This window comes from Flavobacterium sp. W22_SRS_FK3 (genome assembly GCF_052113665.1).
Taxonomy (GTDB): Bacteria; Bacteroidota; Bacteroidia; order Flavobacteriales; family Flavobacteriaceae; genus Flavobacterium.
Map to the genome: position 1 here is coordinate 224,944 of NZ_JBGQOF010000002.1, position 25,473 is coordinate 250,416.

Below are 25,473 nucleotides of genomic sequence, written 5' to 3' on the forward strand. Positions count from 1 at the left end.
TGACTAATTTTCTAATTGTCAAATTATCTAATTAAAGTTGCACTCATCAACCCAATCACCACATCATTGGCAATAGTTTTCAAAATAAGACTTTTTAATGTTTTATTTTTATCCAAAGGCAAATCCAAAATCGTTGCAGCTCCGCCATCAATCCCAAAATTTGAAAAACCTTTTATAGTTGTAAAGTCTTTAAACGTTCTTGAAATTTCGCCTGATTTCAAATACACTCTTGGCGGTTTTGGTGCATTTGTAGTAAACGCCAATCCATCTACAAAATAATCCTGCTCAATTGGCCACCAGTTTTCAGGGTTTTTCAATTGCAGAATTTCTGATGTCCCGTCTGTATAATTTACCTGAATTTGACCATTTACGATGCGGCTTTGCATCGGATTTGTAGTTCCGGCCAACATAAAATAAATGTGTGAAGCTTTTCCGTTTAAAGGAATACTAACGCTTTTTGGAAAATTATCCCATTGTGATGTAAAAATGATATTTTTTTGATTTTCATCAGAAGGTGTTTTAAAAGAAAAACCAAATGAAGTTGCAATTTCCTCGGTTAATTTAGCTTTTCCGCGCAATCCTGAATCGTCAATATTTGCCGATACATTCGGGTAACACCAATTTCCTATTCCGCTTGTGGGAAGCTGTAAAGTTACCGTGTGTGGCCTTGGTGACAAATATTTTTGATTGAAAACATCAGTTACTTTCGAATTAAAAAAAGAAGAAAGCGAAACTGTTTCTGTTTTTTTCGAAGCATCAAATGGAATATCCCAATTTGTAAAAGTGATTTCTTTTAAAGTATTTGAATCTGTTTTGATTGAAAAATTATTAGTCCCCGGAACTAATTTCTGAAACGGAATTACAACGGTTTCTTTTTGATTGGCTCCTAAAACAATCTTTTGCAGACTTTCTTTTGCAGAAGCATCAAAAACTACATTTCCTTCAATCTTACTTTCCGAATTATTCTTTAGCGAAATTTCTATGCTATTATTTTTTGACTCAATAATTTGGGATTCGATTTTAGGTTTCAAATCCAGTTCGATAGGTTTCCACCACATTAAATCACCTTGTTTCAACTGGATGAAAAAGGTTTTAGAGTTATTTCCGTAAACAATTGCCTGGTATGATTTATTCGTTTTTGAAATTTCACTTAGAATAGATTGCGGATCATAAACTGAAAAAATTTCTGCTTTAGATGTTGTTAGGACAACGGATTCTTCGGCAGTTGAAGGCAAACCTGAATGTACTTCTTCTAAAAAATCTCCTTTCCAGTTGATTTTTACATCAAAATTAGCTGCATAAGGAACTTCAATTGCAATTTTTGGATTTCCGATACTTTCGGGAATTGCTTTCCAGCTAACAGTTTTATCATTTATAATAACATTTTCTACTCGATCATAAGGAGCATTTAAAACCAATTTCAGATTCATTTTTGTTCCAAAACGATTTTCAATTTGATAAGAATCTGTTTTATTTTCTCTTTTAAAAACAATTTTAACGTCTGGAATATCCAAAGCTGCACTATTCCATTTTGATGGAAAACCAGGCTGAATCATTAGAATTCCCGTCAAAGCATCCGGCTGGATTCCGAATAATCCTTCTACCAGTGTTCTTGAAGCCATTCCGATTGGATCTGCAAAGTCACGATATAATTCTCCACGAATTGCATCCTGATACATTAACTGTTCAAATCCTCCCGGTGAAGCGCCCAAATACATACTTTCTATCAAAGCACTTTCCCACATCGTATAAGCCTTTTCCGTTTGCCCGCCCTGCCAGAAAGCTAGTGATGTATGCAATTGTTCTGCCAAAGCTACATTATTAATCGACCAGGTATAAGGCTGCCAATTGGTAGTGCTAATCATGTAAAGATCCGTTTTATTAAGCCCTTCTGCAGAAATCGGGATATGGGGAATTTGATTATTCACATAAGAAAGCATCTGATAACTTTCAAAAGGATTCGACAATTCAGAATCGATGGTGTGATAAATACTCCAGATTCCCGGAACTTCATGTAATAATCTGTTTCCAAGAGCATCTTTATATTCTGCAAAAATTCCTTTTTTTGAAATCCAAAGCTGATCTTTCGAAGCTTTTAAGATTTTATCTGCTTCCTTTGAAAACGGATTATCATCCTGCTGGATTTTTTTTGCAATTTCAGCAATCGTTTTATTCGCATAGTAATTATAAGCCGAAGAATGAATCACACCGCCTCCGCTGTATTGCAGGGCATCACTTGCCCAGATTGAGGCATACGCATCATAAAGACCGTCATTGTCCGGATCAAAATTTCTTTTTTCCCAATTTAAATGTCTTTGAATTGTTGCCCACATTTCGCTCATAAATTGAGTATCTCCCGTCCATTTAAAATGACGCAGCATCTGATCGAAAAAAACCAGATTCATGTCGTAATGATGGGCGACCGTATTCTTATTCGGATTTCGGCTGATGTAACCACTGCTGAACATCGATGTACCTAATACTTCTTTCTGACGGGCGAAATTTCTAACGGTATCCAAAACTATAGGGCCACTTTCTGGAGTGGTAAGCTGCGAATTGCTGTAGCTTGTAAAATGTGTTTTCGCACGATCATGCCATCCCAATGGATCAGCGGTGTAAGCACCACGCCACGCATTCAGATGCATTCTCCATGCGATTGCACCGTGAAGATAAGCCGGACTTTCCCAAATCCCATCAGCAGCGATGGAAAGTGCTGAACCCAAAGTATTGATGTAGGGATCAGGTGTTGACACTTTAATTCTATTCGCTAAAAGATGCGTTTCCTGAACTGATTTATCGTATAATTGTGCTAGTCCTTTTTGCGAAACAGCTAATTTTGGATCCTCGCTTGCAAACAGCCAATACAATTCATTTTTTGAAACAATATTTTTTCCTGTTATGAGTGTCAAAGTTTCCGGATTAGAACTGTACAATTCTAATGGTGTTTTTTGCTGCTTAGGATCAGCTAATTTTACATCGGAAGAAGGGAAATAACCCACAAGACTCTTATTATTGCCCGTTTTCTGTTTGTTGGTTTCAGAACCATATTCCAATAAAAAGGATTGCTTTTTTAAAGTGTACTTATTATTCAGGCAATATTCAGGCTGTAAATAAAATACCGATTCTGGATCCGCTCCTATATCTCCGTCACGACTGAATTTTTTACCGGTTGCACCGCCGTAAGCCCAAACTAAATTTATTTTTTTAGGCAGATTTTGACCATCTACTTTTACAACAAAACCTTCTTTTTCCTTTAAAGCAACGACATCAATAAAAAATTTTCCGCTGCCTAAAATTGCATCTTCAATTTCATAATGCATCGTTCCCAAAACATACTTCGTATTTATTATAGATGCTTCCGTAATCCATTTGCTGTCTTTTCCATTTACAAAACCTAACTTAAAGTTCCCTCCCATACCGGGCATATACATCGCAAATTCAGGTAAATCTCCGGTTTCAACCCTAAAGCCTGTATTAGAACCATAAAGTGCCCGGTTGAATTTTCGGCAACCATTTTTTAAAACAAAACTATTGCCTTCAGGAACGTAATGGATTTTACGCTCAGGCTGTTTTTCCTGTCCAAGAATTAAGGCAGGGCATAATAATAGTAAGCCAATGAAAGTTTGAATAGTATAGTTTTTGGTTCTCATAAATTTCAATAATCTGAAGGTAAGTATAAGCAATAAATACTTATTTGTTTTGACAATTTAAACGCAATTTCTTTGTTTTTTTACGGTATAGTATCCTGCACCTACCTGATTTTTACAATATGATAATTAATATTCTTTCATTTTTTTAACATCATAGTACAGGATACTATATAAAAGAGTAACCGTTAGTTTTGAATTTATAATAATTAAAATAGAAAACCTTGATAAAAATTAAAACTTCCTTGTTGATTCTTTTTTGTTTTACGATACAGATGAACTCATTTGCTCTGAATACCAGTTCTTTAACTGAAATCACTACTAGTAAAGATATTGAAAGTCAGTTATTTAATTTTGGAACTCAATCAAAAAACAAAAAAGGAATTCTTATAAACAGCGCTTTAATTTACAACGAAACTTTAGGATACGGTTTTGATATTAATTCAGCTTCGAATGTAAAAATCAATCCGAATACATTTTCTACAACGAAGCCAACTTATTTTTCGGTAAAACTTCCAGAAGGAAATTATCAGATTGAAGTGGTTATTGGAAGTAGTGAAAAACAATCCAATATTACCATAAAAGCAGAATCCCGAAGATTAATGCTGGATCAGCTTTCCATCAAAAAAGGAAAACCTGTTACAAAAATTTTCAACGTCAATGTGAGAACTCCAAAAATTGATGACAATCAAAATGTTTCGCTTAAAGACAGGGAAAAAGATATTTTTAACTGGGATGACAAACTTACATTGGAATTTTTAGGCGAAGTTGCTGTTCAAAGTATAAAAATTACACTTAAAGATAATTTAACAGTCATTTATTTGGCCGGAGACTCAACTGTTACAGATCAGGATGTAGAACCTTGGGCATCCTGGGGGCAATTTATCACGAACTATTTTGATGATAGTGTTGTTGTTGCCAATTATGCGGTTTCAGGTTCAGCACTACCTTCTTTTAAAGCTGGAAATCGTTTAAAAAAGATTCTTTCACTCATTAAAAAAGGAGATTATCTGTTTGTGGAATTTGCGCATAATGACGAAAAAATAAAAGGTGAAGGAAATGGCGCCTGGGGTTCCTACTCTACTTTATTAACTGAATTTGTACAAGCTGCCAGAGATAAAGGAGCTATTGCGGTTTTGGTAACGCCTACACAACGCCGTTCTTTTAATGAAAATGGCACTTTAAAAGAAACACACGGTGATTTTCCTGCTGCGATGCGAACTGTGGCTCAAAAAAACAATGTTTCTCTTATTGATGTTACTAAAATGACAACCGAATTATACGAAACCTGGGGCGATGAACCTTCCAGAAAAGCTTTTGTGCAATATCCTGCCAATACTTTTCCCGGACAAGTAAAAGCTTTGGAAGATAACACTCATTTTAATAGTTTTGGGGCAAACGAAATTGCGCTTTGTGTTGTTAAGGGCATTCGCGAACTTGACATTCCGTTAAAAAAACAAATTCAAAAAGAAGTTCCAAATTACAATCCAAAGAAACCTAATTACTTTTCTAGCTGGACACTTCCTATGAGTGATCGTTTTGAAACTACTAAACCAGATGGCAACTAACCATTACAGAAATAATCTATATGTTACTAAAAAATACAATTGAAAGCTTTGTTATTACTGCCGTTGCCTTATTTTCATATCAAAATAGTCAGGCTCAGCAAACTGATAAAATCTACCTGTCCGGAAAAGATTTTGAACATCCCGTACAATGGGATTTTTATTGTACCGGAGGTAACAACAGTCAAAAATGGTCTAAAATAAACGTTCCATCTCAATGGGAATTGGAAGGTTTTGGAGAATATACCTATGGGAGATGGTACAAAGAATTAAACCAAAAAGAGCCAAGCAAAGAAGAAGGTTTGTATAAATATGAATTTGAAGTTCCTGCCGATTATAAAGATAAAGAAGTTCTGATTGCTTTTGGCGGTGCGATGACGGATACCGAAGTGAAAATCAACGGAAAACTGGCCGGAGCGATTCATCAGGGAGGCTTTTATGAATTCAAATATGATATTTCGTCATTATTAAAATTTGGCTCTAAAAATATTTTAGAGGTGCATGTCTGGAAACACTCTGCCAATAAATCCGTAAATGCAGCCGAAAGAAGAGCGGATTGGTGGCTGTTTGGCGGCATTTATCGTCCGGTTTGGCTGGAAGTATCTCCTAAAACCAACATTCAGCATATTGCCGTAAATCCAAAAATGGACGGTTCGATTACAGTAGATCTGAATCTTAAAAATATTTCTAAAAATACCACTTTAGAAGCGACACTTAAAACTTTAAGCGGAGAAAATCTTCAAACTTTTACTTTCCCGATTAAAGCAAAAAGCACTAAGGAATCTATTGCAGCACAATGGAAAAACATCAAACCATGGAATCCCGAAAGTCCTAATTTATATGATTTAGAATTGGTTTTGAAGCAAAACGGAAATATCATCCATAAATATGACAAGCGAATTGGTTTCAGAACTTTAGAATTTAGAAAGCAAGACGGAATTTATATGAATGGTACTAAGATCGTCATGAAAGGAATCAACCGTCATTCGTTTTGGCCGGAAGGTGGCCGAAGTACCAGCAAACGCATCAGCGAATTGGATGTGAAATTAATTAAAGACATGAACATGAATGCCGTTCGAGGACACTATCCCCCTGACGAGCATTTTCTTGAAGTTTGTGATTCTCTTGGATTATTTGTTTTGAATGAATTGGCCGGCTGGCAAAATGCTTATGATACTGAAACTGGCGCTAAATTAGCGACTGAAATGATTACACGCGATGTCAATCATGCATCAGTTATTATTTGGGACAACGGAAATGAAGGCGGCTGGAATTATAACACAGATAAAGTTTTTGACAATCTTGATCCGCAAAAAAGAATCGTAATTCACCCTTGGGCCGATTTTAATGGCTGGGATACACATCATTATCCAACCTATTTAACCGGAATGCATCGTTTTAATGCCGGAGAAAATGTATTTTTTCCAACTGAATTTATGCATGGAACCTATGACAACGGTCATGGAGCCGCTCTGGAAGATTTCTGGACACGATACAAACAAAGTCCGCTTTTTGCAGGAGGTTTTATGTGGGCGATGCTGGACGAAGCTGTATTCCGTTCTGATTGGACAGGAGATGCTAAATTCGATTCAAAAGGTTCTTTGGCAGCAGATGGAATTTTAGGTCCACATCGTGAAAAAGAAGGAAGTTATTATACCGTAAAAGAAGTCTGGGCACCAATTCAGTTTCAGCCGAAACAGGTCACTCCTACTTTTGACGGATCATTTTTAATAACCAATGATTATCTTTTCAGTAATCTTAATTCATGTAAAATGGAATTTAAAGTATTGCAATCTCATAAAGATGTGCTTTACTCCAACGGAACTTCAAAAGAAATCAGTTCAGGTAAAATTGAGATTCCTAGTATCGATCCGGGTGAAACACGCAAAATACAATTTGCTGTGCCTACTACTTTTGCCGAAGGTGATGTTTTATCCATTTCAGCCTATGACCAGTTTAATAAAGAAATTTATACCTGGACCTGGCCCATTCACAAAGCAAAATATTATGCTGAAAAATTCCTCGCCATTCAAAACACAAAAGCTAAAGCTACAGCAACAAAAAATGGAAATGAAATTATTTTAAAAGGAAGTGATGTAACGGTAACCTTAGATACTTTGACGGGAGAAATCACTTCTGTAAAAAACGGAACATCGACTATTCCGTTAACAAATGGCCCTCGACCAATTGGAATGAAAGCCAAACTAAAAGAAGTTCAGGTTTCGCAAGAAGGTGACAAAGCCATCTGCAAAGTATTGTATGTTGGCGGTTTATCTTCTATCAAATGGATAATGGAAGCGGATGGAAGATTTAAAATGGAATTGATTGCTTTGAAAAATTCAGAAAATAATGGCGGTTTTGATGGTGCTGCTTTTGAAGATAAAATCAATTCATGGGGAATCACTTTCAGCTTTCCGGAGAAAGGAGTTACCGGAATGAAATGGTTTGGAAGAGGTCCTTACCACGTTTGGAAAAACAGAATAAAAGGCACCACTTATGGCGTTTGGGAGAAAGATTATAACACCACCATTACCGGCGAAAGTTTTGAAAGTCTGGTGTATCCTGAATTCAAAGGATATCACGCCAACTTATTAGGGGCTAACTTAAAAGCAGGCACAACCTCTTTTAAAGTTTTCAGCGAATCTGATAATTTATTTTTGAGATTATTTACACCAGATTTGCCTAAAAATGGTTTTCCTGGAAGTAATCCCCAGCCAGCATTTCCTGAGGGTGATATCTCGTTTATGTATGAAATTCCGGCCATGAGAGATTTCAAACCTTTGGAACATCAGGGTCCTGAAAGCCAGCCAACCAATATTCGTATCAAAAGCGGCGATGACGGAATCAAAATGAATTTATGGTTTGATTTTAGAAACTAATTTTTGGATGATGGTTGATTGTTGTTGGCTTTAAAAGTAAAAGATTAAAGTCAAAACTATGAACCATCAACTATCAATCATCAACTAACAATAAAAAAGATGAAATCAATTAAAATACTTTCTGTCTTATTCTTGACAGTTTTATTTTTCAATTTTACTCCAAAACAAAACAATAAACCTACCGTTTACACCGTAGGTGACTCCACCGTAAAAAATGGCAGAGGTGACGGATCTGGCGGACTTTGGGGATGGGGAGATTATATTGGGCAGTTTTTGGACACAACGAAAGTCAAAATCGAAAATCACGCTTTGGGAGGTACCAGCAGCAGGACTTTTCAGGATAAAGGATTATGGGATGCCGTTTATAAAAAGCTAAAAAAAGGAGATTATGTGCTGATTCAGTTTGGACATAACGATGATGGTCCTTTAAACGACACACTTCGTGCCAGAGGTACTATAAAAGGAATTGGACCAGAAACCCAGGAAATCGATAACATGCTTACTAAAAAGCATGAAATTGTTCACAGTTACGGCTGGTACATTCAGAAAGTAGTTCAGGAAGCCAAATCAAAAGGAGCCATTCCTATTATTTGCGCTCCAATTCCGAGAAATGACTGGAAAGAAGGCAAAGTACCGCGCAATGACAAATCATATGGATTATGGGCCAAACAAATTGCAGAAAATGAAAAGATAACTTTTATCAATTTGAATGATATAATGGCTATTGAAATGGAAAAATTGGGCGAACAAAAAGTAACCGGAACTTATTTCTATAAAAAAGACCATACACATCCCTCTGCAAAAGGTGCTGTATTGGCAGCTTCGTTAATTGTCAATGAACTGAAATCCAGTAAAAACTCATTAAAAAATTACATTTTAGAGAATCCGAAAATTGTACTTCCTGCTAAGAAAAAAGTGTTTTTAATTGGTGATTCTACAATGGCAAACAACGGTAATAATCCTAATGCTGTTGGCTGGGGAGTTGCATTTCCAAAATATTGCGATACTACCAGAATTGAAATTATTAATAAAGCACGAGGTGGAAGAAGCACCCGAACTTATACCAAGGAAGGATTATGGGATGCGGTAAAAAATGAATTGAAACCAGGAGATTTTGTCATGATTCAGTTTGGTCATAACGATGCGGGAGCGGTTGATAAAGAAAAATTCAGAGGTTCACTAAAAGGAAATGGCGATGAAACACAACAGGTTGTTCGTGACAGCTTAACTGAAACCGTTCATACCTTTGGCTGGTACATGGAGAAATTTATTAAAGAAGCTAAAGAGAAAGGTGCTGTTCCGATTGTTATAAGTCAGACACCAAGAAACGAATGGCCAAATGATAAAGTAGAACGCAGAAGTGATTCTTATGGAAAATGGTCTAAAACAGCCGCAGAAAATCAAGGTGCTTTTTATATTGATCTTAATGAAATTGTTGCTTTAAAATATGAAGCCTTAGGAAAAGATAAAGTGAAAGCTTTTTTTCCAAAAGATCATACGCACACTAGCGCTGAAGGAGCTGCATTTAATGCCCTTGCGGTAGCTGAAAGTCTTAAAAATGTAAAAGATTGCGGACTTAAGGAATATATAGAAATTCCCAAATAAGTTATGTATTATTTGTTAAGCGAAGTGCCATAACTTATAACTCTTAACTCAAATCCATAAAAAAACCTCGTTTAAAAATTTAAACGAGGTTTTTTTAGATATTCTAAAAAATTATTTTTTTGATTCCTCGATAGAAACTTTTCTAAACTCTTTTAAAAGTTTTTCAATCTCTAAAGATGATTTACGTGCTCTTGCTCCTGCTGCTTTAACACCTTTTTCAGATAATGATTCAGATTCTGTCTTGAATGTTTCAAGTTCGGCGTTGATTTTTACTAATAAATCTTTCATGATAATTATGTATTAAATTAGGTCGCAAAAATATAAGTTTGCTTTATAGTTAACGCAACTTTCGTGTTAAAATTATCACACTTTTTTACAAAAGAGTTAATATTAAATTAATCCAGAACATAAACACTTATAATCAATTGTTTACAAAACAAAAAAAGCGATACATTTAATTTTTAAAACTTATATTTGATACTCTCCTGTTTTATAGAAGGGAATTTACCTTTAATTTTTATTTAATCTTCTCATAATTCACCTTTTTAGCATCCTTTTTAAATTGGTTTTCAAGCTCAATTTTCAATTTTTCGGCTAAACCTTTATTTTGTGACAAAACATTCTTTTTTTCCTCAGGATCTTTTTCAATATTATAAAGTTCAAAATCTGCAGCAGCATTGATATGTCGGGTTCTGACTATTTTCCAAGGTTTGTTGATTAAAGATTCCTGCAAATGACCTCTTACATAGATTTCAGAATTGACTTCTGTCTTATTGCCTGAAATTGCTGTCCAGACATTTTTCCCTTCAATACTTTGCGTCAGATTTTTATCTCCTGCCAAAAATAAAATACTCGGCAATAGATCTATAACCGAAATATAGTTGTCAATCTTTTGTTTCTTTAGATGGTCTTTCCAATAAAAGATACAAGGAACCCTGATTGCCCCTTCGTAATTGGATGTTTTCCAATCCCTCAGCGGTGTGTTATCTCCAAGTGTTGCATTAGATGGATGAATTCCGTTGTACTCATTTTTAGAATCCCAATTTTCCATCGCCCCATTGTCGCTCAGGAAAATAACCAAAGTATTTTTATCCAGATTTTGCTCTTTTAGTTTCTCCAATAATACTCCAATGCTATAATCCATATGGCTCATGGCAGCTGCAAAATCTCTGCGGGAACTGTCTTTTATGGAATTCATATAAGGATCTTTCCATTTTTGTTCTTCCTGCAACGGAAAATGTGGTGCGCTGTATGCTATCTCCAAAAAGAAGTTTTTATTCGGTTCTCTTATTTCTGAAAGCCAATGGATCGCTTCGTTGGTAATCAAATCTGTCGCATGACCTTCTTCCTCAAGAAATTCACCATTTCGGTACCAGCTTTTGTCTCCATTTTTATATAGATGAGTGTATTGATCTATTTGTCCATGCAAAAACCCGTATGAATAATCAAATCCGTATGCTTTTGGTCCGCTGCTTTGCTGCAATCCAAGATGCCATTTGCCCATAAGTGCTGTTTGGTAATTCTTTTGATGCAAGAGTTTAGGCAAGGTCTGGATTGAATCCGGAAGCTTAAACTGGCTTTTATCACTTATCGGAGCTACAATTCCCATACGGCTTGCAGGTCTTCCGGTTAACAAACTCGCTCTCGAAGGCGAACAGGTTGGATTAGCGTAAAACCGATTAAGTTCTACCCCATTTTTGGCTAAAAAATCAATATTTGGAGTATTTATTTCAGAACCGTGATAGCCAACATCGTTCCATCCCGCATCATCAGCAATGATCAGGATAACATTTGGTTTTTCCTGACTATATGAAATTGAAAAGTTAAATAATATTACAATGAGTAATTGCATCTTTGTATTCCTACTTTTAATCATTTGAAAGTTAAATTAAGATTAGATTTTAGAATTTACAATTATATAATCGAGTACAATTCCGGTTTGATTCACCGTAATATTGATCGTATGTTTTCCAGTATTTGTAATGAAAACGGGGATTTTTACGATAGCACTGTTTCGCAACACATTTTCTTTCCAGGTTTTATCTCTGTCTTTCGTATTAATCAAAAATGATTTTGTCTTGTTTGTGTCTATTTGCACGCCAATTTCATGATCAGACTTATTGGTGTGGGTTGGAATTAAATGCACTTCTATTTCGTAATCTCCAGCTTTCTCTATTTCAAATTCATAAGAAATCCAAGGTTTATCATCTTTAAAATAAGAGTGTTTGAACGGAAACAATGTAACGGCATTATTACTGAATCCAAAACCGTTTATAATTCCCCAGTTGTAGTTTTTACCGCCTTTGCTGTCCACAAATTGGTTTGCGTTGATTGTAATAAATGGTTTGAAATCCCGTTTTTCAGAAATTTGTTGGAAAGTCACAGTCGCTTTTATGGAATCAAAAACAGGCAGGTTTCTTGGTTTCATGGACATCATGTTATTCCATTTTCCATTGCTCATTTTTGTGTTATAAAAATCCGTTAACTCTTTGATTCTCTCATAAGCTTTCACCGACAGATTCAAATACTCTTCTTTTTGTTTCGCATCGGTTGTCATTGCAGCCAGATTCCAATATAAAAACTTATGATTCATATAGGCTGCGGCTTCAATTGGATACGTTACTAATTGGAAATAAGCATCTTCCCTTCCATCCGGAACAACAGGGCCTATATCTACAGCAACAGCAGCACTCCACATCTCTACCTGGTCAATCAAATCATCGTAGGCTTTTATTCTTTCCAGACATTCTGCTGCAGTAAAATCAGAAAGCTTTATTTGCGTTGTAGGTTCTGTCTGGCTCCATCCCATGTATTCAGGCTTTCTGAGAAATGCCAATCGGTAATGTTCTTCGAATACAGGAACAAAATAGTCTGCAATTTGGGGAGAAAACTCTCTGGTAATCCAATTTTTCAAATACAGATTAATTCCATCCTGTTTGATGCTGTTGACATCCCAGGCCAGATCCAGAAAAAACTCCATTCCATACTCGCCCGGTTTTATATCCCCTACATTTACAATCCACATTTTCTTTGCTCCATTTTCATACGCTTTGGTCATTTCAGACCATATCAAACCCGGCTGTACAGTGTTTAACCAAAGATAATCATGAGGCCGCCCCCAATAACTTATGTGGTAATAAACACCGCTTCCGCCACTGCGTTTTTGTTCTTCTTCGGTACTCAAACGACGGATATAACCGTAATTATCATCGGGCCAGACAAGCGTTATATCGTCAGGAACTTTAAGCCCGTTGTCGTATAATTCCAATACTTCTTTGTACGGTACAAAAGCCTGAGGAATCTCTTTTAACGGTTTTTTAAACGTGTTCGAAAGCATTTCACGCTGGTTCACAATGATTTTTTCAACCATATTAATTGATTCTTTCAAATCCTTGGCACCTTCCATTTTGCTGTCGTGAACTCCTCGCATACCTAAGGTCATGATCGTTTCGTTCTGGAAAGCTTTTACTTCATCCAAACGATCCTGCCAGTACTTATCGACCTGAGTTTTATTGGTAAAATAATTATAATCGCCATAAACTTTTGGCTTCCATTCATCAACATTGTTTCGAAGCATGGGTTCTGCATGAGAAGATCCGATCACGATATGATATTTGTGTGCCATTTCCTTATTCCCCGCAAGGGTAAAGAAACCTTTTGTCGAAGGATGCATTGCCGGCCAGATGGTATTGGCTTTTAATCGGAGTAACAATTGAAATATTTTCTCGTAGGTTTTGGGACCAATGTTTCCGACTTCCGTTTCGAATGTTTTTTCAGCCCAGGGTTCCAATCCCCAATCTTCATCGTTTAAAAAGATTCCTCGATATTGGACTGATGGAGATGAAACAATTCCTTTTTGAGGAAGTTTTAGAGAAAGATTTTCTTTTTTTATGGCATTGACATCTGCCCACCATTTCCAGGGCGAAACACCCAATCGTTCTGTAATTTCAAAAATAGCGAAGACAGTTCCCCTTACATCGCTCCCAACAACCAAAAGATTTTCATTTTCTTTTTTAATCGAAAACTTCTCCCACTGATTAGATAGTTCTTTTTGATTTACCTTGGATTTAAAGAAACTGGAAGAAGCTTGTCCGATATAAATTCCGATTTTTGATACTTTATCAGATTGAATTATTTTCGGTCTTTTCCCGGTTATCTCTTTTATATCATCAGCCAATTCATTTACAGCCCAAACAATTAAGTCATCCGTCTTTTTATCCATATAAATTGACGTCAATTGATTCGAATCTGCAATTAAAAAATCAACTGAGTTCTTATCCTGACTATATAAAGGAATGCCTGAAAAAGTGAGCAAAAAGAGGAAGGCAAAAACTATATTTTTATTCATATCTAAATTCATTAATGATTTTCTAAAAAAACAAGAGTTCAAAATTTACAACCATTTCCGTTACAATTTTGAACTTCTGCATCTTTAAATTCTTAGAAAAAATTACTCTACCAGCTTGCTGTTGATCAAAACGTTTTTTAAAGTAATTCCGTCTACAATGCTTTTATCTATAGCCACTTTTGTAGCTTCAATTTTCAGGTTCTCAAAAGTAAAATTAGATAAACGAACATTTGGATCTTTTTCTACATTAAAAAACATATCCGATTTCATTTCGATATTTTTCAAAGTCACATGATCGCCATAAGACACCGGAACATCGGGACGCCCTTTTAAATCAAAAAACTGCTTCCAGGCCAACACAACCAGACAGTTTTTTGCCTGTCCTTTAATATCCTCAACCCGGATGTACTCATATCTTTGAGGTGTATCCGGTCTCATTTTTAGCCAAAGCATTCTTGTTGCTCCATCAATTTGGCAATTACGCATAATTACATTTCGGTTGTGAATAGATTCACTTCCGTTTGTTAATGCGGAGTGACAGAATCCAAATCGGCAGTCTTCGATGATTATATTAGAGTTTGGTCCGTTGTTTTTATCTGCATCGGCAAAAGGTCCTTTTCCTCCTTTTAGCGCAATTGCATCGTCATTTACAGACAAGAAACATCCCTTCACTAACACATTGGTACAAATATCAACATCAATAGCGTCTGTACTTGGAGCCTTAACTTCTAAATGCGGAGAGAAAATGTATAAATCAAGCAATTTTACATTATTACATTTATAAAAATGATTCGTCCAAAAACCTGAATTAATCAGTTTTATGTCCTGAAACTGAACATTATTTGAATTCCACACAAAAACTAATCTTGGTCTTGAAACCTCAAGATTGGTACATTTTGGATTTATTTTACGCCTTGCCCAGAAAGCTTCGTAGTATTTATAACCATTTCCGTTGATGGTTCCTTTTCCTGAAATAGAGAAATTATCTACGCTGTAGGCATTTACCAAAGCCGGAAAATAATCCAGATTCTGACCTTCCATACGTGAAGCCATAATTGGATAATTGGCAATATCATCAGAACCTTTTAAAGTTGCTCCTTCAGAAACGTACAAACTTGTTTTAGGCTTGAAGAATAAAGCACCGCTCAGGAAAACCCCTTTTGGAATTACAATTACGCCACCCCCTTTTTTGGCTGCCTGATCAATTACTTTTTGGATTGCTTTAGTCTGAATAACAGTGCTGTCTTTTTTGACACCAAATTCAGTTATTACATATTGTTTTCCTAAATCTTTTAATTGAAGTTTGGTGTAATCTTTAAACCACGGGGTGATTTGACTTCCGTCCGGAAAGGTATCGTTTTTATAATTTTGAGAAAATGCAGATTGGGAAATTCCTAAAATGCAGATTGCAAGTGTTAATAATCTTTTCATTGTATTTTTTTTGGTTTTTAAATTTTATGAGGTTTTATTTTAATTTGGCTAATAGAAATATAATTTCCTGTACTGCCATAAATATTTTTCTTTTTATCTGACCAATTTGGCCTTTCGCCTGTATTATAAACAGTCAATTTATAGTTGCCTTTCTTCAAAACAGGAGACCTGAAAACTTGTGATAATACTGAAAATTTGCTGTACATATCAACAACAGCTTTTACAATTATCTTGCCTTTTTCATCGGTTAAAACAACTTTTGCATACCCATTTTCTGAACTGACTAAGCTATACAAAGCGATTTGCTGACCGGAGAATTTGATTGTAAACGAAGCGTCTTTTTCATCCGATTTACTTTCGGAATCTGTGTTTTTCCAATTGCCCTTAAATTCAATTTGCTTGTCGTTATTTTTTATGATTGTATCCGAAGTTTCCTTTGAAGAGGCGATTCCCTTTGCTAAATCAATTTGCCAGGCATCCTGATAATTTGGAATCGATAGTGACTTTCCAGAAAAAACAAGTGGCTGCCAGACATAAGTTGCCGAAGAAGCCTGTTTAGGAAAAGACCAGCGGTCACCCATAAACATGTAGGTTGTTTCTTTTGTACCTTGAATTGGCAATACAAAAGTACATTGTGAATTCCATGTTAACGTTCCTTCCGGAGCGATTAAACCCTGAGAAATCCAAGGTCCTCTGAGCGAAATTGAGGTATAATAATAATTATCGTTTTTCTCCCAGCTCGTTAAATGTGAACCTATAAAATAATAAAGTCCATCTTTTTTAAGCATAGCAGGTGATTCGAATCCTGAAGTAATATTTTCGTTTACTTTCTCTGCAACTGACTTATAATCATCATTCAATTTATAAATTTCACCACCGTGTACCAAAACATATCCTGAGCCATCAGTGTCCTGAAAAGTTCCCATGTCCCATTTTTTTATCGGTTTTCCATTAAACAAAAGTGGTCCTTTAAACTGATACGGTCCTTTTATTTTTTTAGAAACAGCATAACCTACAAACTGATCTTTATACGTTAAAGAATCGGCATGCATGTACATTATAAACTCTCCTGTTTTGGGACACTTCATTACTTTTGGTCTTTCGCCAACTCGATTTGGACCTAATTTACCTGACTTTTGTACCGGAAGTGCCATACTTTCAAATTTCCAGCTATATAAATCTTTTGAAGAATAACAATTAAACCCAACAAAAGCATTACTGGTATCAGTATGTGCTTCTCCAAAAAGATAGAACGTATCTTTTTCTTTAACAATATTAGCTCCGTGAGCACTTACAACATTTCCGTTCTGGTCGAACCAGGGAGTTCCGGAATAAATGGCGTCGTATTTCCCATGAATTTGTGCAAATGCATAAGAAGCATTAATTAAAAAAATAACATACATTGCTTTTTTACTTAAATTACTGAGAATAGAACACTTATTTCGGAACATTTTTATTTATTACCCTATGATTGAAACAAATATACTTTTTTCAGACTTTTATACTGTCCTGTGCTATCTGTTTATAATTTAAATAACAACAGGATGCAACAGGATAACAATTCTTGGCTATTCGGTTATTTTTACTTACTACTAATCTGATTATGATGAAAAAATACAGCTACATATTTCTATTACTCACTGTTTTGTTCACTTTTAGCAGTTTTAAAAATGATGAGATTAATCTGGAAGGTACCTGGTATTTTGAAATTGACCGAAATGATAAGGGAATAACCGAAAAATGGTTTAACAAAAATCTTTCTGATGTTATAAAACTGCCGGGTTCTATGGCTGAATTTCTAAAAGGAGATGATATAACCCTAAAAACAAAGTGGACAGGTTCTATATATGACAGTTCTTTCTATTTTATTCCACGGTTAGAAAAATACCGCCAGCCCGGGAATATCCATATTCCGTTTTGGCTAACTCCTGCTAAACATTACGTGGGAGCTGCCTGGTATCAAAAGGAAGTAAATGTTCCTTCAGACTGGAAAGGGAAACGAATTCTTCTTCACCTCGAAAGAGCCCATATAGAAACCAGAGTCTGGATAAATGACAAAGAAGTAGGTTTGCAAAACTCGTTAGTAGCCCCTCACATTTACGATCTAAGCGCATTTCTTTTACCGGGAAAACAGCGTATTTCTATTCGCATTGATAATCGAATTACTAAAATAAATGTAGGCCCGGATTCCCATAGCGTTACCGATCACACACAAGGAAATTGGAATGGCATTATTGGAAAAATAGCACTGGAATCATTTTCGCCTGTTTATATCGACGATGTTCAGGTTTATCCTGATGTAAAAAACAAAAAAGCCCGCTTAAAAATCACGATTTACAATAGCACTTCAAATGAGTTTAGTGGAAAGCTATCCTTATCTGCAAAAAGTTTCAACGCTGCAAAATCAGACCAGACAAAGGAGATTGTTACTAACATAAATATACCTGATACAAATGCTAAAACCATTGAAATTGAACTTCCTTTTGGAAAAGGAATGCTGACCTGGGACGAATTTGATCCTGCTTTATATCATCTGAACCTAAAGCTAAAGGCGAAAGGAATAGACTTTGAGAAAAAAGTTCCGTTTGGGATGCGTGAATTTAAAATTAAAGAGAACCAATTTCTGATAAACGATATACCTGTTTTTCTTCGCGGAACGGTTCATAATTGCGAATTTCCATTAACAGGTTATCCTGCAACAACGGTTGGTGCCTGGGAGAAAATCTTTAAAACCATCAAATCGTATGGATTAAACCATGTTCGTTTTCATTCGTGGTGTCCTCCAGAAGCAGCTTTTATTGCTGCAGATAAAATTGGACTCTATTTACAGCCCGAAGGCCCAAGTTGGCCTAATCATGGACCTAAAATTGGACTGGGTCAGCCTGTTGATCAATTTCTATACGATGAAACTACACGAATGGCAAAAGAATATGGTAATTATGCTTCGTTTACGATGTTGTCTGCCGGAAATGAGCCAGCGGGAAATCAGGTTAAATACCTGAATGAATTTGTGAATTTTTGGAAAGCCAGGGACAGCAGAAGAGTTTATACCGGAATGTCAGTTGGCGGAAGCTGGCCTGTAGTTCCAAATGCAGAATACCAGTCACGTGGCGGTGTAAGAGGTTTGAATTGGAATAAATTACCTGAAACCGAAACGGATTTCAGTACCGGAATTGCCCCTTTTAAAGTCCCTTTTGTAGCACACGAAATCGGTCAGTATTGTGTTTTCCCTAATTTTGAAGAAATTGACAAATACAAAGGCGTTTACAGAGCCAAAAATTTCGAAATGTTTCGTCAGGATTTGGAAGACCACAACATGAAAAACCAGGCAAAAGACTTCCTGAATGCTTCGGGAAAACTACAGGTTTTGTGTTATAAAAACGAGATTGAAAAAATGCTGAGAACTCCCGGATTTGCAGGTTTTCAAGCTTTAGGATTACAGGATTTCCCAGGTCAGGGAACAGCATTAGTGGGGGTTTTGGATGCTTTTTTTCAGGAAAAAGGATATGTTACTTCTGAAGAATACAAACGATTTTGCAACAAAACAGTTCCTTTAGCAAAGGTTTCAAAGTTTGTTTATACCAACGACGAAACCTTTAAAGCAGAAATAGCTCTTTTTCATTCGGGCAAAGCGCCTTTAAAAAATGCTGTGATAAGCTGGAACATCAAAAATGAAAAAGGAGCTATTCTTTCTTCCGGAAATTTCGACGCTAAAACTTTCGAAAATGGAAATGGTCTTTTCGTTGGAAATTTAGCTTTTCCGTTGAACGAAATTCAGGTTGCCTCTAAATTAAATCTGGAAGTAAAAGTCAACAATACTTCTTATGCAAACGACTGGGATTTTTGGGTATATCCGAATACCAATGCTGAAGTTGTAAATTCAATTTATTACACTAACATATTAGATGACAAAGCCAACGAACTATTACAAAATGGAGGAAAAGTATTTTTGAATGCATCAGGGAAAGTTGTAAAAGGAAAAGAAGTCGAAATGCATTTTCTTCCTGTTTTCTGGAATACTTCCTGGTTTAAAATGCGCCCGCCACACGTTACCGGAATGCTGATTCAGGATAATAGCCCTGCTTTCGCCAATTTTCCAACCAGTTTTCATAGTGATTTGCAATGGTGGGAAATTCAAAATCGGTCACAGGTTATGAATCTGGAAGATTTTCCGGCAAGTTTCCGTCCATTAGTTCAGCCTATAGATACGTGGTTTATGAATCGCAGATTGGCGTTACTAATTGAAGCCAAAGTAGGTAAAGGAAAAATTATAGTGAGCAGTGCCGATTTAAGACCTGATCTTCAAAACAAGCCGGCTGCAAAACAATTATTTATCTCACTCCAAGAATACATGAATTCAGATGCTTTTGATCCAAAAGAGGATTTGAGTTTTGAAGTTTTAAAAGATATTTTTGTGAGTCCTTCAAAAGAACAATTTAAAACTTTTACCAAAGACAGTCCTGATGAATTGAAACCGAATTCTAATCAGAATAAGATAAAATAAACTATTTTAAAAATATTTTTACAAGTTATGGTTTTAAAAAAAACATATAAAAACTGAGAAAAAACAAAAAGCATTAAAAAAGATTAGATCCCTTTAACGCTTTTTCCTTCAGCAAATCAAAAAAATGTTATTATTTTACTTTCGTTTGAGCCACTCTTTTGGCACATTCACAATACAGATATTCATTGTCCGATTATCCTCAGAAAGCATAGCAGACTGAATTTGAATTTTGGTTCCATCTCTGTTAAACGTAGGATGAATATGATCTGCGGCAGATTGTTTATGGCCTGTTGTAAGCATCATCATTTCGTTTGTGTTTCTATCTATTAAATACAAACTTCTCGAAAAATCATCTCCAACTGCCCATCTTCCGTCTGCAGAACCGTGTACATGCCATAAACCGCTTCCGCTTTTGGTTTGCCCGACAATAATCATTTCGCGGGTTCTAAGATTTACAATTCCTAAACCAGTTGGCTTTTCGCGTGTTCCTGTCGCTCCCCAATTGCTTTCCTGACCCGGATTGACAGGGTTTCTAATCTCGCCGTTTTCAGCTAGTTCTACAGGAGAATATTTCTGAATATCAATTTTTCGATGTCCCATAATGGCTATGGCTACTTCATCTTTAGAAATAACAGCTTCATGAGTAACCCACTCAAAATCAGACTCCGGATATAAAGGTCTTAAGCCAGTTCCGTCAGCCATAACTGTCCAGGTACGCTGTGGAGATTTTCCTCCGGTTTCCCAGCAAAAAACAATCTCACCCGGATTCCAGATATTTGACTGGATATGTCCAACCTGAAAAGGGACTGAAACCACATGTTTGAATTCCCCTGTTTTTATATTCATACTTCCAATTCCACCCGGACCTGCGCCCATATTTCTTGGACCAAAACTTTTTTCAATTTTAGCATTAGGATCTAAATGTCTTCCCGCTTCTTCTTTTCCTACTCTAAAATAAACCTTTTCTTCATCAGCATCCAAAGCCATATCACCAGAAGCGCCCATTTCAGGAGTTGTTACACCGCAGATTTTTTCGTAAGCTGAAACAGGTTTCATTTTCCCAGCCTGACTGTCTTTAAAAAGAGCTTCCAGATTTACTTCCATAATCTGTATTTTATCACCTGCTGCTTTGCGCATAAAATACAATTTCATCGATTTTTGAGCCATACATAATGTTCCGGTATAACCGCCTTCGGTGACCTGAACCATTATTCCTGATTTTTCGTTGACAGCTACTGCTTCGCCATTGGCTCTTTTAGTTCTGAAAATCAGCCATTCTCCATCTGCGGTCCATTGGGGATGCGTTGGATATGTCTTAGAATCACCTGCTGATTTCGTTGTCAAAAAAATTAAATCAAAGCCCGTAACAGGATCTTTTATAATCTTTTTTTCTGATGCAAATCGAGTCCCAATCTGGCTGAAAGTTGTTATGGTGAATAATAGGAAAAGTATATTTACTATGGAATTTAATTTCATTTTATATTCATTTAGGAATCGACAGCTGAGAATAACAAAATACTTGATTTTCTGTCTCAATTAATCTCGCAGAAGCGCTAAGACGCAAAGTTTTATTTTGAAGTAATAAAATTTGGCTAAAGCCGATAATACATTAGAATTTTAACCTACATCTAAAGCTGAAGGCTAATAAATTTTACATTTTTTGACTTAGAAAATATATTTAATCAGTATTACACTTAAAAAATCAAAACATCTAACTTCTCACAAATAACATTTTACCTTTTACTTATTTATGCAGATTGTTTTTTCCTTCAACTTTCAACTGTATAGCACTGTCGTTTATCTGAAACTGAGTATCTTTTAACAACAGCATCACTTCGGCTCCAGCCAATAAAACCGGTCCATAACCGTGAGCTGCAAATACGTTTACAGGACGATAATAATAAAATGCAGGATCAAACCCCATTCCCGTTCCTACACAAGTTCCTTCTACCTGCCCTTTATCATTTACTTTTGACGCTACTGCATTCCAACCCAATAAAACAGCTGGACCATAGGTCATTTTATCTACATAACCGCGATTAATGGCTCTGGCAATCGAATAGGTGTAAATGGCAGTTGCCGAAGTCTCTAAATACGAATCATTTCTATCCAGTAATTGGTGCCAAAAACCAGTTCCGTCCTGATATTGTGCTAATCCGGCGATGTGTTTTTGAAGCTGTACCAAAACCTGAGGATATCCAGAGTGATTCTTAGGTAAAACTTCAAGTAACTCTACCATAGTCATTATAGCCCAGCCATTTGCCCTTGCCCAATGAAACTGCGGATGCACCTCCATCGACTCTACCCATCCATGCATGTAGATACCTTTTTGCTCGTTAAACATCCTTTTAGAAAACTGATTAACCTGTTTTACGGCATCATCAAAATATTTAACCTCTCCGGTATGGCTTCCCATTTGTGCTAAAGCAGGCACACTCATAAACATATCATCTAACCAGAGTGTATTGTCCTGCGGTCTGTTTCTTGCTAAGGTTCCGTCTTTTAATCTAAACTGTTTGTTGCTGATAAAGTCGATGTAATTGTTTACCAGAGGATCGATATTTGCTTTTAAACCGTCTTTTTTGGCTTTAATAAACGCTGCACAAAGTGCTCCTGCAAAATCCAATGCCTCCGGATGAAGCGTCTTTAGCATGTCTTTGTCTTTGATGTTTTTTTCCTGAATATTTTCGGCAACATCAGCGATTAGCTTTATTCGTTTATTCGAATAATCGGCAAAATATTTTTCACCGGTAGCTTTAGAAGCCAGCAACATTCCAGCATAGGTAACGCCCCATTCATAACTGGTAAGTCTAAATGCACCAGGCTCAAAAATGATGTCTTCCTTGTTTTTCTTGAAATCCGTAATTTCAGCCTTTGTTGTGGCATTGACAATCTTAGATGCTGAATTTTTATCTAAAAAGTTATAGACTCTGTCTAATACCACTTTTATGTCGTTCTTTTGCGGAATAACATACGGTGTTGGATAATCGGGCTGCATTAAGTGCAATGGTGTTGTAGCATCATTTGTCTGAGCGTTTACGCAGGCAAATACTCCTAATGCAAACAACGTAATGATTGTGGTTGGTTTATAGGTCATAGTTAGGTATTTAGATAGTAGTAATTTAATTTATTTACTTATTTCAACATTTATCTTAACAGAAAGCTCTTTCGCTAAATTGGTTACATAATTGGTGAAATATGTAGAATCTTTAAAATTTTCATCAGCACTCAATTCCCATCCGGCTATTGGATAATAACTAATTGGCTGATTATTTTTTGTACTGACTTTTATCAAATAAGAGTTTGTTAATTTGCCTGTTTTTGGGGCTTCTATATATCCTTTGTAACTGTCTTTCGGAATAATTAACCCGGTTCCTAATATCCATTCTCTTTCGTAGGTTAATTTATCATGCTGAATGAAACAGACATAATCCCCGGCATCAATTACCTGTAATGGATTCTGATTATTGATGTTAGAAAGTGCAATTACTAATGTTTCTTTTCCTTTTAATCCGTTTAAAGAAACTGTATTTTTATATCCGTACATTCCAGGCCAGATAGACGCTGTTTCCTGTACCTGATATTTATTTCCTGATGCTTCCCAGTTTTCATAATGATAACTTAAAACCGAATTTACAGCACCTTCGCTCACAATTTTAAAAGTTGTTTTTTCAACGTTATTTATCGTATCATTGATCAGAATACCAAGTCTGTTAAGCTCATTTCCAACAAGCAATCCGTAACCGCCTAGTCCGGCTGAAGTTCCAACAGGAAAAATATCCCTGCCCCAATCGTGCATCTGATGGTAATTGTCTTCTACTGCTCCTTTACTGTTAATCCCAACATTTTCTGGTGTAATTCCGGGCGTTTTTTTACCGAAAACATCTTTGCAATTTCTTCCATCCAGGTAATGTCTGAATCCAACCTTATCATTTTCCCACGTTGGACCATCAGTCTGGTATTTTTGAAATCCTAGTTTTTTATACACCTGATTCGCTAATAAAACTTCTTCGGTTGCGGGCTGCACCGGTAAATTTTCAGCTTCTCTTTTTCCGAATCTCGCACTGGTTTTTACAGTATATTTAGGATCAGTATTTGACCATTTAAGCTCAATAGTTTTCTTTTCTTTAGCCGCAAAATCAGCCACAAAAAACAACTCGTCCCATTTTCCGTCTCCATTGGGATCATTTACCTGAGCGGCAATCGTATCTGATTTTTGTAAAACGATTGGAAAAGTTTTTTCAGTCCCTTTTACCTTAAGCATACTTCTTTTTATGGAAATTGCTTTTTGAGATAACTCTAAATCAGAATTATTGGTTAAAATAATTTTAGTGGATTGTGATTTTTGAGCTTTACAACTTATAAAAATCATAGCCGATAAAGCTATTGAAAGACATCGTTTTGATTTCATTATTCTTAGTTTTTATTTTTCTGATTATTTTACTGCAACATCCCAAATTTTTGATAATCTTGCTTTTCCTTTTGGTCCTGTAATATCCAAAACGACGATGTATTTTCCAGCTTCTTTATATTCATGAACCGGATTTTTTTCCGATGAAGTACTGCCATCCCCAAAATCCCATTTATAGGATTCAATTCCACCTTCGGACTGATTGATGAAAGCTACTGTTCTTTTATTTTTATCAAGTACATTAAAAGTCCATTTTGCACTGATTCCTTTTTTTAATTTTTCTTCTAAAGGCATCAATTTAAAAGGCAGACTGTAAGACGCATTTCCGTACATTTTATGTTCTTTTGAAAGATTCCAAAAGCCGTTGTTTTCTTCTTTATTCACATCATCATAATCGATAATTGCCCAACAAAGACCTATATTTTTGTTTTCCTCCAAAATGGATTCTACAGCTCTCGAAGGATCATTTCCTGCATAATCAAAAGGAGTAATCCAGAATTCTAAAGTCAGTTTACCTGACTCTCCGTGTTTAAAATTATAATTGGAAGCCGCATTGGCATAAGGCAGTTCCTTAATCCAGGGCTGACTTCCCCAAACGAGTGTCCAGTCTTTTCCTTCGGCAGGTGTGAAAATATGGTAATTTTGGGCATGTACTCCATGATAAGAAAAATAGGCATCCATTGTATTGGTTAATGCAGGATTAGGATGAAACCTGTCTATAAATGGCCCGCCAGACTGGTCAGCATCTACAATAATTTCAAAGGTATCATTGTGAAGACCCGGCAGTGAAAAATCCCAATAATCATCATAAGCTTCATATAAAAAATACAGGCGATTCAATCCTTTCACCCAGGCAACTTTAACACTTACATCTAAGTTTTTTGAATCTGATTTGGCATACTTTTTACTGTCATCCCATAATTGATCCATACCAACTGTATAACTTTCAGGAACCATTTTCCAGTCGTCAGCTTTTCCATCAATGGTTGGAATTTTATTGGCAGGAAACTGAAAAACCTTAAAGCTTCTGGTATCCTGTGACCAGCATTTAAACAACATACAAAATAGTATCAAACAAAAAAA

14 protein-coding genes are annotated in these 25,473 nt (G+C 35.9%); 4 read left to right on the forward strand and 10 right to left on the reverse strand.

Annotated features, from left to right (window positions below; genetic code table 11):
- Positions 1–23: 23 nt before the first annotated feature.
- The gene (locus ACEN2I_RS02720; protein ID WP_441764588.1) at positions 24–3,650 is read right to left on the reverse strand and encodes a DUF4450 domain-containing protein; all 3,627 of its coding nucleotides are present in this window, start codon (positions 3,648–3,650) and stop codon (positions 24–26) included.
- A 221-nt stretch (positions 3,651–3,871) separates the two neighbouring features.
- Between ACEN2I_RS02720 and ACEN2I_RS02725 the strand changes: the two genes are divergently transcribed.
- The 3 genes from ACEN2I_RS02725 to ACEN2I_RS02735 all read left to right on the forward strand — a co-directional run bounded on the left by ACEN2I_RS02725 (position 3,872) and on the right by ACEN2I_RS02735 (position 9,696).
- On the forward strand, positions 3,872–5,215 hold the full coding sequence (locus ACEN2I_RS02725; RefSeq protein WP_441764589.1) for a rhamnogalacturonan acetylesterase: 1,344 nt from the start codon (positions 3,872–3,874) through the stop codon (positions 5,213–5,215).
- Between the two features lie 20 nt (positions 5,216–5,235).
- Positions 5,236–8,091 (forward strand): glycoside hydrolase family 2 TIM barrel-domain containing protein, encoded by a 2,856-nt coding sequence (locus ACEN2I_RS02730; RefSeq protein WP_441764590.1) that lies wholly within the window; start codon positions 5,236–5,238, stop codon positions 8,089–8,091.
- A gap of 99 nt (positions 8,092–8,190) precedes the next feature.
- Positions 8,191–9,696: a rhamnogalacturonan acetylesterase gene (locus tag ACEN2I_RS02735; RefSeq protein ID WP_441764591.1), complete on the forward strand. Its 1,506-nt coding sequence runs from the start codon at positions 8,191–8,193 to the stop codon at positions 9,694–9,696.
- Positions 9,697–9,807: 111 nt separating this feature from the next.
- Here the strand turns inward: ACEN2I_RS02735 and ACEN2I_RS02740 are convergent, their stop codons facing one another.
- From ACEN2I_RS02740 to ACEN2I_RS02760, 5 genes are all read right to left on the reverse strand, one after another.
- The gene (locus ACEN2I_RS02740) at positions 9,808–9,984 is read right to left on the reverse strand and encodes a histone H1 (RefSeq protein ID WP_078228205.1); all 177 of its coding nucleotides are present in this window, start codon (positions 9,982–9,984) and stop codon (positions 9,808–9,810) included.
- 229 nt (positions 9,985–10,213) lie between these two features.
- Positions 10,214–11,548, reverse strand: a complete 1,335-nt coding sequence (locus tag ACEN2I_RS02745; RefSeq protein ID WP_441764592.1) for a sulfatase-like hydrolase/transferase — start codon at positions 11,546–11,548, stop codon at positions 10,214–10,216.
- 42 nt (positions 11,549–11,590) lie between these two features.
- Positions 11,591–14,044: a glycosyl hydrolase 115 family protein gene (locus tag ACEN2I_RS02750; protein ID WP_441764593.1), complete on the reverse strand. Its 2,454-nt coding sequence runs from the start codon at positions 14,042–14,044 to the stop codon at positions 11,591–11,593.
- A 102-nt stretch (positions 14,045–14,146) separates the two neighbouring features.
- Positions 14,147–15,475, reverse strand: coding sequence for a rhamnogalacturonidase (locus ACEN2I_RS02755; protein ID WP_441764594.1), 1,329 nt, complete (start codon positions 15,473–15,475; stop codon positions 14,147–14,149).
- A 17-nt stretch (positions 15,476–15,492) separates the two neighbouring features.
- A complete protein-coding gene (locus tag ACEN2I_RS02760) occupies positions 15,493–16,878 on the reverse strand; it encodes a family 43 glycosylhydrolase (protein ID WP_441764595.1) in 1,386 nt (461 codons plus the stop codon).
- A 200-nt stretch (positions 16,879–17,078) separates the two neighbouring features.
- Here ACEN2I_RS02760 and ACEN2I_RS02765 point away from each other — a divergent pair, with 200 nt between their 5' ends.
- Complete coding sequence (locus tag ACEN2I_RS02765; protein WP_441764596.1) at positions 17,079–19,979, forward strand: exo-beta-1,4-galactosidase; 2,901 nt, start codon at positions 17,079–17,081, stop codon at positions 19,977–19,979.
- 135 nt (positions 19,980–20,114) lie between these two features.
- On the opposite strand, the gene ACEN2I_RS02770 is transcribed toward ACEN2I_RS02765, so the two are convergent.
- The 4 genes from ACEN2I_RS02770 to ACEN2I_RS02785 form a co-directional block, all read right to left on the reverse strand.
- The gene (locus ACEN2I_RS02770; RefSeq protein ID WP_441764597.1) at positions 20,115–21,455 is read right to left on the reverse strand and encodes a hypothetical protein; all 1,341 of its coding nucleotides are present in this window, start codon (positions 21,453–21,455) and stop codon (positions 20,115–20,117) included.
- A 268-nt stretch (positions 21,456–21,723) separates the two neighbouring features.
- On the reverse strand, positions 21,724–23,076 hold the full coding sequence (locus ACEN2I_RS02775; protein WP_441764598.1) for a glycoside hydrolase family 88/105 protein: 1,353 nt from the start codon (positions 23,074–23,076) through the stop codon (positions 21,724–21,726).
- Positions 23,077–23,106: 30 nt separating this feature from the next.
- Complete coding sequence (locus tag ACEN2I_RS02780) at positions 23,107–24,390, reverse strand: DUF4861 family protein (RefSeq protein WP_441764599.1); 1,284 nt, start codon at positions 24,388–24,390, stop codon at positions 23,107–23,109.
- Positions 24,391–24,414: 24 nt separating this feature from the next.
- The gene (locus ACEN2I_RS02785) at positions 24,415–25,449 is read right to left on the reverse strand and encodes a PKD domain-containing protein (protein ID WP_441764600.1); all 1,035 of its coding nucleotides are present in this window, start codon (positions 25,447–25,449) and stop codon (positions 24,415–24,417) included.
- Positions 25,450–25,473: the final 24 nt, after the last annotated feature.

What these genes read in the sequence shown, in the direction of transcription:
- ACEN2I_RS02760 (WP_441764595.1), bottom strand. Translation starts at nt 16,878, where the DNA reads ATGTATGTTATTTTTTTAATTAATGCTTCTTATGCATTTGCACAAATT.
- ACEN2I_RS02755 (WP_441764594.1), bottom strand. Translation starts at nt 15,475, where the DNA reads ATGAAAAGATTATTAACACTTGCAATCTGCATTTTAGGAATTTCCCAA.
- ACEN2I_RS02720 (WP_441764588.1), bottom strand. Translation starts at nt 3,650, where the DNA reads ATGAGAACCAAAAACTATACTATTCAAACTTTCATTGGCTTACTATTA.
- ACEN2I_RS02770 (WP_441764597.1), bottom strand. Translation starts at nt 21,455, where the DNA reads ATGAAATTAAATTCCATAGTAAATATACTTTTCCTATTATTCACCATA.
- ACEN2I_RS02740 (WP_078228205.1), bottom strand. Translation starts at nt 9,984, where the DNA reads ATGAAAGATTTATTAGTAAAAATCAACGCCGAACTTGAAACATTCAAG.
- ACEN2I_RS02775 (WP_441764598.1), bottom strand. Translation starts at nt 23,076, where the DNA reads ATGACCTATAAACCAACCACAATCATTACGTTGTTTGCATTAGGAGTA.
- ACEN2I_RS02765 (WP_441764596.1), top strand. Translation starts at nt 17,079, where the DNA reads ATGATGAAAAAATACAGCTACATATTTCTATTACTCACTGTTTTGTTC.
- ACEN2I_RS02735 (WP_441764591.1), top strand. Translation starts at nt 8,191, where the DNA reads ATGAAATCAATTAAAATACTTTCTGTCTTATTCTTGACAGTTTTATTT.
- ACEN2I_RS02730 (WP_441764590.1), top strand. Translation starts at nt 5,236, where the DNA reads ATGTTACTAAAAAATACAATTGAAAGCTTTGTTATTACTGCCGTTGCC.
- ACEN2I_RS02780 (WP_441764599.1), bottom strand. Translation starts at nt 24,390, where the DNA reads ATGAAATCAAAACGATGTCTTTCAATAGCTTTATCGGCTATGATTTTT.
- ACEN2I_RS02785 (WP_441764600.1), bottom strand. Translation starts at nt 25,449, where the DNA reads ATGTTGTTTAAATGCTGGTCACAGGATACCAGAAGCTTTAAGGTTTTT.
- ACEN2I_RS02745 (WP_441764592.1), bottom strand. Translation starts at nt 11,548, where the DNA reads ATGCAATTACTCATTGTAATATTATTTAACTTTTCAATTTCATATAGT.
- ACEN2I_RS02750 (WP_441764593.1), bottom strand. Translation starts at nt 14,044, where the DNA reads ATGAATAAAAATATAGTTTTTGCCTTCCTCTTTTTGCTCACTTTTTCA.